The organism is Micromonospora halophytica (assembly GCF_900090245.1).
Taxonomy (GTDB): Bacteria; Actinomycetota; Actinomycetes; order Mycobacteriales; family Micromonosporaceae; genus Micromonospora; species Micromonospora halophytica.
Genome location: NZ_FMDN01000012.1, coordinates 1 through 4,591, shown reverse-complemented (window position 1 = coordinate 4,591; position 4,591 = coordinate 1). Strand labels below are relative to the sequence as shown.

Below are 4,591 nucleotides of genomic sequence, written 5' to 3'. Positions count from 1 at the left end.
CATGTACTCCGTACGTGGGACAAGGGTCAGGACTCGGAGCCGTCGAGCGCCAGCCTGATGAGGGTGTCGGCGTCCATCTCGTCGATGTCGACGTTCTCGTCGGTGGAGGCGGGGTCGGTGTCTTCGCCGTCGGTGAGCTTCAGCAGCAGGTCCAGCAGCCCGGCCTCGCGGATGCGGGCCAGCGGGATGGTGGCGAGCGCCTGGCGCACCGCCGTCTCGGCGGGGTCGGCCGCGGCCTGCTGCTGCGCCTCGGGGACGAGTGCGGTGAGCAGGTGGTCGGCGAGGGTGACCGGGTCGGGGTAGTCGAAGACCAGCGTGGTGGGCAGGGACAGGCCGGTGGCCCGGGTGAGCCGGTTGCGCAGCTCGACCGCGGTGAGCGAGTCGAAGCCGAGTTCCTTGAACGCCCGCCGTGGCTTGACCCGTTCGGGGCCGGGGTGGCCGAGCACGGCGGCGGCCTCGGCGCGGACCAGGTCGGTGAGGTGGCGGTCCTGCTCGTCGCGCGGCAGGGCGAGCAGCCGGTCCCTCAGCGACCGTCCACCGTCGGCCGGCATGGTGTCGTCGTCGACGGGGCGGGCGGTCGGCCGGGCCTCGGGCAGGTCGGCGAGGAGCGGTCGCGGCCGGGCCGACGTGTACGCCGGGGCGAAGGTCGCCCAGTCGACGTCGACGACGGTGAGGCAGGGCCGACCACGTCCGACGGCGATCCGCAGGGCGTGCACGGCGTCGGCCGGCTCCATGGCCCGCAGCCCGCGCCGGGACAGCTCCCGCCGCGCCTCGTCGGTGGCCATTCCGCCGTCGGCCCAGGGCCCCCACGCCACGGAGGTGGCGGCGAGGCCGCGGGCGCGTCGCCGCTCGGCCAGCGCGTCGAGGTAGGCGTTGCCGGCCGCGTATCCGGCCTGCCCACCGCTGCCCCAGATCCCGGCGATCGAGGCGAAGAGCACGAACGCGTCGAGCGGCCGGTCACCGAGCAGCTCGTCGAGGTGCACCGCGCCGGCGATCTTGCCGGTCATCACCCCGGCGAGCCGGTCGGTGTCCGTGTCGAGCAGCGGGGCGACGTCGTTGAGCCCGGCGGCGTGCACCACCGCGGTCAGCGGGGCGGGATCGTCGTCGATCCGGGCGAGCAGCGCGGCGACCGCGTCCCGGTCGGCGACGTCGCAGGCGGCCACGGTGACCCGGACGCCGAGGGCGGTCAGCTCGTCGCGCAGCTCGGCCGCGCCGGGAGCGGTGTCCCCGCGCCGGCTGGTCAGCACGAGGTGCGCGGCACCGTTGCCGGCCGCCCAGCGGGCCACGTGCGCGCCGAGCGCGCCGGTTCCGCCGGTGACCAGCACGGTGCCGGTGGGCCGCCACCGGTCGGCCGCCGCCGGGTCGGCAGCGGTGGCCCGGGTCAGCCGGCGCGCGTACACGCCGGTCGACCGGAGCGCGAGCTGGTCCTCGTCGCCGGCGGCGGTGAGCGCCGCCGCCAGCCGGGTCGGGTCGACGTCCGGTTCGGGCAGGTCGAGCAGGCCGATCCGGAGCTGCGGCAGTTCGAGGCCGGCGACCCGGCCGAGGCCCCACAGCCCGCCCTGGGCGGCGCTGCGCACGGGGTCGTCGTCGCCGGTGCCGACCGCGCCCCGGGTGACGCACCACAGCGGGACCGTAGGGGCGGTGTCGTGCAGCGCCTGGATCAGCAGCAGCGTGGCGGCGGTGCCAGCCGGCACCGCCGGGTGCCGGGGGTGCGGGTCGTCGTGCAGTCCGAGCAGGGACACGACGCCGGTGACCGGGCCGTCGGCGAGCGCGGCGGCCAGTCGCCGGGCGAGGCCGGCGCGGGTGGCGGTGGCCGGCGCGGCGGTCACCTGTCGCACGTCCCCGCCGGCCGCGGTGAGCGCGGCGGTGACCTGCGCGGCCACCGGGTCGCCGGCGGGCGCGACGAGCAGCCATCCGCCGGCCGCCGTCGGTCCGTCGCCCAGGTCGATCCGCCGCCATCCCACCTGGTACGACCAACCGTTGACCGCGGCGTCGCGGGTGCGGGCGCGGCGCCAGGTGGTGAGGGCGGGCAGGGCCGGGGTGAGAGCGTGCACGGCGTCGTCACCGAGCTGCCCGGCGAGGGCGCTCAGGTCACCGCTCTCCACGGCCGCCCAGAACTCGCCGTCCCCACCGTCCACCATGGTGGTGTCCGGGGTGCGGGGCGCCGACTCGGGCCAGAACCGCTGATGCTGGAACGCGTACGTCGGCAGGTCGATCCGCTGCGCGCCGGTGTCGGCGAACCAGGGCTGCCACGTGACCGGCACACCGGCGACGTGCAGCTCGGCCAGGGCGGCGAGCAGCGCCTGCGCCTCGGTGCGGTCCTTGCGTTGGGTGGCCACGGCGAGCACGCCTGCGTCGCCGGGCAGCACGTCGGCGGTCATCGCCGTCAGGACGCTCTGCGGGCCGACCTCCAGGAACGTGTCGACACCGGCCTTGCGCAGCACGGTGACGCCGTCGGCGAACCGGACCGCCTCGCGCACGTGCCGCACCCAGTAGTCGACCGTCCGGATCTCGTCGGGGTCGGCGAGGGCGCCGGACAGGTTCGACACGACCGGCAGCAGCGGCACGGCGAAGGTCAACTGCTCCAGGACCGCCCGGAACTCGGCCAGCATCGGCTCCATCAGCGGACTGTGGAACGCGTGACTCACGGCCAGCCGACGGGTCCGCACACCCCGGCCCTGCCACACCTGCTCGATCTCGTCGAGCACGTCGACCGCGCCGGAGACGACGACCGAGGTCGGCCCGTTGACGGCGGCGATGCCTACGTCGGTCAGACCCGCGATCGACTCCGCGACGGCCTCCTCGGTGGCGGCGACCGCGAGCATCCCGCCACCGGCGGGCAACGCCTGCATCAACCGACCCCGCGCCGCCACCAGCGCGCACGCGTCAGCCAGCGACAGCACCCCGGCCACGTGCGCGGCGGTGATCTCCCCGACCGAGTGCCCACCGACGAAGTCCGGCACCACACCGAACGACTCCACCAGACGGAACAACGCCACCTCGACCGCGAACAGACCGGCCTGGGTGAACACCGTCTGATCCAGCAGCCCCGCCTCCGGCGAGCCCTCCGCAGCGAACAGCACCTCCCGCAACGGACGCGGCAACGCCTGGTCCAGCTGGGCACACACCTCGTCCAACGCGGCGGCGAACACCGGGAAGACGTCGTACAGCTCCCGGCCCATGCCGGCACGCTGCGCACCCTGACCGGAGAAGAGCAGGGCGAGTTGTCCCCGCTGCTCCGGGACGCCGGTCAGCACGGCTGCGGACGGCTCACCGGCGGCGAGGGCGCGCAGGCCGGCGAGCAGGTCGTCGCGGTCGGCGGCGGTCACCACGGCCCGCTGCTCCAGCGCGGGTCGGGTGGTCACCGACGACCACGCCACGTCCACCGGACGCAACGACTCGTCACCGGCCAACCACCGCGCCCACCGACCCGCCTGCAACGCGAGAGCGGCATCGGTACGCGCGGAGAGCAACACCGGCACGACCCGGTCCACCGCGACCGGCTCCGGGTCGGCCTGCGGCGGCACCACGTCCGCCGGCGGCTGCTCGACGATCACATGCGCGTTGGTGCCGGAGATGCCGAACGACGACACGGCCGCCCGGCGGGGCCGGTCCACCACCGGCCACGGAGTCGGCTCGGTGGCCAGCGCCACCGCACCGGCCGTCCAGTCGATGTGCGGGGACGGCTCGTCGACGTGCAAGGTGGGCGGCACCAGCCCGTGCCGCATCGCGAGCACCATCTTGATCACCCCGGCGACACCGGCCGCGGCCTGAGTGTGGCCCATGTTCGACTTGATCGAACCGAGCAGCAGCGGACGGTCGACCGGCCGATCCTGCCCGTACGTCGCCAGCAACGCCTGCGCCTCGATCGGGTCACCCAACGTCGTCCCGGTACCGTGCGCCTCGACCACGTCCACGTCGGCGGTGGAAAGCCGGGCGTTGGCCAGGGCCTGCCGGATCACCCGCTGCTGCGACGGCCCGTTCGGAGCGGTGAGCCCGTTCGACGCGCCGTCCTGGTTGACCGCGCTGCCACTCAGCACGGCGAGGACGCGGTGGCCGTGGCGGCGGGCGTCGGAGAGCCGTTCGACGAGGAGCATGCCGACGCCCTCGGACCAGCCGGTGCCGTCGGCCGAGGCGGCGAAGGACCGGCACCGACCGTCGGGCGACAGGCCGCGCTGGCGGGAGAAGCCGACGAACGCGCTGGGGGTGGCCATCACCGTCACACCGCCCGCCAAAGCGAGGTCACACTCCCCCGACCGCAGCGCCTGCGCGGCCAGGTGCAGCGCCACCAGCGACGACGAACACGCCGTGTCCACGGTGACCGCCGGGCCCTCGAGGCCGAAGACGTACGCGACGCGACCGGAGGCGACGCTGCCGGCGGTGCCGTTGACGAGGTACCCCTCCAGTTCCGCCGAGGCGTCGAGCCGGCCGGCGTAATCATGGTGGATCAGGCCGGCGAAGACGCCGGTGGTGGCCTTCGTGTCGCGCGGGTCGAGGCCGGCGTGTTCGAAGGCCTCCCACGAGGTCTCCAGCAGCAGCCGCTGCTGCGGATCCATGGCCAGGGCCTCACGCGGACTGATACCGAAGAAGC

At 75.0% G+C, this 4,591-nt stretch carries 1 protein-coding gene; it reads right to left on the bottom strand.

Translation table 11 applies throughout. The features are described 5' to 3' along the window. Positions 1 to 26: 26 nt before the first annotated feature. The coding region (locus GA0070560_RS17075) for a type I polyketide synthase (RefSeq protein ID WP_139131508.1) at positions 27 to 4,591 on the bottom strand (4,565 nt) is incomplete at its 5' end.